This window comes from Chloroflexota bacterium, from assembly GCA_026713825.1.
Lineage (GTDB): Bacteria > Chloroflexota > Dehalococcoidia > Lucifugimonadales > UBA1127 > UBA1127.
This window is the reverse complement of sequence record JAPONS010000029.1, coordinates 1-3,703: the sequence shown is the minus strand read 5'-3', so window position 1 is coordinate 3,703 and position 3,703 is coordinate 1. Positions and strand designations below refer to the sequence as shown.

Annotated in this window: 3 protein-coding genes; 2 read left to right on the top strand and 1 reads right to left on the bottom strand. The window is 61.1% G+C overall.

Annotated elements, in window-relative coordinates; translation table 11 throughout:
- Positions 1 to 137 precede the first annotated feature (137 nt).
- Entirely contained in the window at positions 138 to 908 is a 771-nt protein-coding gene (locus OXC99_03645; GenBank protein ID MCY4624082.1) for an NAD(P)-dependent oxidoreductase, read from the bottom strand.
- Between the two features lie 207 nt (positions 909 to 1,115).
- Between OXC99_03645 and OXC99_03640 the strand changes: the two genes are divergently transcribed.
- Together OXC99_03640 and OXC99_03635 are read left to right on the top strand one after the other, a co-directional pair.
- Positions 1,116 to 2,732, top strand: coding sequence for a hypothetical protein (locus OXC99_03640; GenBank protein ID MCY4624081.1), 1,617 nt, complete (start codon positions 1,116 to 1,118; stop codon positions 2,730 to 2,732).
- A 97-nt stretch (positions 2,733 to 2,829) separates the two neighbouring features.
- On the top strand, positions 2,830 to 3,703 hold an 874-nt coding region (locus OXC99_03635; GenBank protein MCY4624080.1), incomplete at its 3' end, for a RecQ family ATP-dependent DNA helicase.

Genomic DNA, 3,703 nt, shown 5'->3' with positions numbered 1-3,703 from the left:
GTTTGCGTCACCTCCCCTATCCCGGACCTCCGCAGGGGCAGGGAGCGGGCGACCACGAGGGTCGCCCCTACGCACCCCCATCCCAACCTTCCCCCGCGAGCGGGGGAAGGGGTGCGCCGGCGCGGGGGCGACGGGGGTTAGGCCTCGCGATAGGTTTCCATGTTGTCCTGGGGGTTGAAGCCTACTTGGGCTTGGGCGTTGGTGATGTCCCAGAATCGCCAGGTGTTGTTGGAGACGCCGAAGTAGGTGGCGGAGCGGAGGGAGTCCGGGGCGGCGACGCAGCGTTCTACGAGGTGGCCGAGATCGCGGTGGCTGAGGATGGTGGCGAAGTGGCGGACGACGGAGGGACGGCTGTCGCGGCGGACGGTGCCGAAGCGGAGGGCGATGAAGGAGAGGCCGTGGCGGTCGGAGAAGTAGCGCCCGGCGGCCTCGCCGAGGCACTTGGCGATGCCGTAGGGGCCGCTGGGGCGGACGGGCATGTCTGGGGTGACGAGGGGGAACTGGCCGGGGGTGAGGCCGGAGTAGTCGCCAGCGCAGATGTTGGCGTAGGGCTGGTCGAGCTCGTAGTTCTCGGAGGCGCGGTTGGAGCTGGCGAAGATGACGCGTTTGACGCCGGAGCGTCGTGCGGCCTCGAGGCAGTTGTAGACGGCGGGAATGTTGTTGCGGTAGGCGTGGTGCCAGGAGAGGTTGCCGGCGGGGTTGTTGGCGAGGTCGACGACGGTGTCGATGCCCTCGAATGCGGGGAGGATGGCCTCGAGGTCGGTCATATCGGCGACGGTGGTCTGGAAGCCGTCGGCGTGTCGGAGGTCGATGCCGGAGACGTCGTGGCCGGTCATGAGGGCCTCGCGGACAACGCCGCCGATCTGGCCGGAGATGCCGGTGATGAGGACGCGCTTGCGGTCTGGCATGGTTGTGCTCCGATCTTGTTGAGTGCGCTCGACGGGCGAGGCCGCGGTGCAGGGGCACGGTAGCGCGACGAGGCGGGGATGGCAAGGGCGGGGGTGTGTGTTGCAGGGGCGAGAATCTTTAGAGTAGGCTGGAGTGCCCTAAATATGGAGCCCCGCAAGAGGAAGATATAAAGCACCCCTTGGGACAAAAGTTGGAGAGACGCCATCGTGACCATTGAATCAGAGTTGCTGCGCACTACTGACGAGACCTCACAAGAAGATGTTGGCCGAGTGGCGTACTATTTTGGATTTGACAAGGAACCTTGGCCGACTCTTAGACAAACGGGGGAAGCTCTCGGAGTTAGTCATCAGACAATTAGTGATTCCGTCAATTCCCACCTTGAGCGCATCAACGAAACGAGCGGTCTCCCCGCGCTCAATAGCTGCAGAGAGGAGATGGAGACTAGGGGCTATTGGCTGGCCTCAGAATTGAGGGAGCGAATCTTAGAGTTGGGATTGGCGGGGAACAGATTCCGCATTGAGGGCTTCCTCCGCCTATTAGAGCACCTTGCAGACAGGCAAATAGGACCTCCGTGTAAATACAAAATGTACTTGCCCGAACCAAAGGGGCAATCCCTCAAGAAGCGCCCGAGGCCCGGGAAATCGTCGGATAGGGAATACTTTGTTGTCTTGAACTCTCTGGCCGAACGAGCCGGTGAGGTGCTTAGAGAGGCTAGGGATTACCCCAACACCTTTGGCCTCGCTAAGCTGTCAGACCTCATGCATAGCAGTGAAATGAAGGGCTTGGACGACGGGAGTTCGGAATTTGGCAGGATAAAGGAATTGGTTGGCGTTTTGGTAAGAAGCTCTGGGAAATACTGGCATTGCGACTTTGGCGGTGAGACTTGGTACGTGGCTCGCCGGGCTGCGTCTAGTGACAAGATGCCACAAAGCCGCGTGCGCACGTACAGTGAAAAGGTGTTCTCTGAGGTGAAGTCCTGCCCAGTGGGGAAGTTAGCAATTAGCTATTGCAGAGCCTTGTCTGATAGGTCCCAAAAACGTTTCCACGTACCGGTAGACGTCATGGAACAGTTCTTGCGAGGTAGTGACCACTTTGAAGTTGTTGATGAGCGGGTGAAGTACAGGGGGCAAACAGGCAAGTATTCGGAACTTGAAGAGAAGGCGGTTATGTTCCTCAAAGAGACGTTGGAGTGTGAGGCAACCACCTTGAGGGAGCATTTGTTGGGGATCTATCCCGAGAGAGGTTCGGCTATAGATAAGGTCATCTACTACTCGCCTTTAGTTTTTGTGGAGACTACACAGAGCGGATGGGGGTATCTCTTCAGCTGGATTGGCTGGGAGGACAAAGGGTGGGAGGCCCAGAAGCGGCGGAGCAAGTGGGAGGAGGCGCAGGAAAAAGAGTGGCAGAAGCTCCGACTACGTTTGGAGGGTCTGGATGAAACGGATGGACGTTCAGAAAAGAAGGGACGCTTAGAGCAACACTTGCTACGTAGGTTTCTTTTTGGGAGACAGCGGCGAGCCTCGTGTGCCATGTGTGGGAAGGAATTCCCGGTCGAGGCCCTGTGGGTGGCGCACAAGAAGAAAAGAAGGGTTTGTTCGGATGAAGAACGAAAGGACCTCAATATTGTGATGCCGCTGTGTGTCTTTGGTTGTGACTTTCTGTATGAGCAACGATATGTGAGGATCATTGCAGGCAAGGTGGCTAGAGGGAAGTCGTTGGTGGATGGAGAGTACCTACGGAAATATGTAGACAGTTTGAAGGGCAAAGAATTAGCTGACAGATGGCTGCAAGGGGCGGAGGACTATTTTGCATTCGGTTGGTGATTGGCCAATGAACTGACTCACCACACCTTGCGCGCCCCCTACTGCACTCCCTACTATCCCAACACCGCAACCACAATTGCAGGAGAGCCGTGCGCCCATGACCACTTCGACGGACATTCATGCGCTGTTGAAGGCGCATTTTGGGTTTGAGAGTTTTCGGGGGCAGCAGGAGGCTGTGATTTGGCGGGTGCTGGGGGGCGGGGACTCGCTGCTGCTGATGCCTACGGGGGGCGGGAAGTCGTTGTGCTACCAGCTGCCGGCGCTGGCGATGGAGGGGGTGACGCTGGTGGTGTCGCCGCTTATTGCGCTGATGAAGGACCAGGTGGACGGGCTGAGCGCGAACGGGATTGCGGCGCGGTTCATCAACAGCACGATGCCGGTACGGGACATCGAGCGGGTGCAGGCGGAGGTGCGTCGGGGGGACGTGAAGATCCTGTACGTGGCGCCGGAACGGCTGTCGGCGCCGGGATTCCAGCGGTTCCTGAGCGGGCTGAGGGTCAGCCTGATCGCGATCGACGAGGCGCACTGCATCTCGGAGTGGGGGCACGAGTTCCGGCCGGACTACCGGAACCTGCGGCAGCTGCGTTCGATGTTCCCGCGGACGCCGGTGCTGGCGCTGACGGCGACGGCGACGGAGCGGGTGCGGCGGGACATCGTGGAGCAGCTGGACCTGCGGGGCGCGGAGGTGTTCGTCTCGAGCTTCAACCGGGCGAACCTGAGCTATGCGGTGCGGGCGAAGGACAACGTCGAGCGGCAGGTGGCGTCGCTGCTGGAGCGGTGGCGGGGGAACGCGGCCATCGTGTACTGCTTCTCACGGCAGGAGACGGAGGACGTGGCGGCGGCGCTGAACGCGCGGGGGTGGCGGGCGAGCCCCTACCACGCGGGGCTGGCGCCGGAGGCTCGGCGGAAGGCGGAGGGGGCCTTCCCCCCGGGGCGCGGGCCGGCCCCCGGCGCGCCGGGGGCGGTGGCGG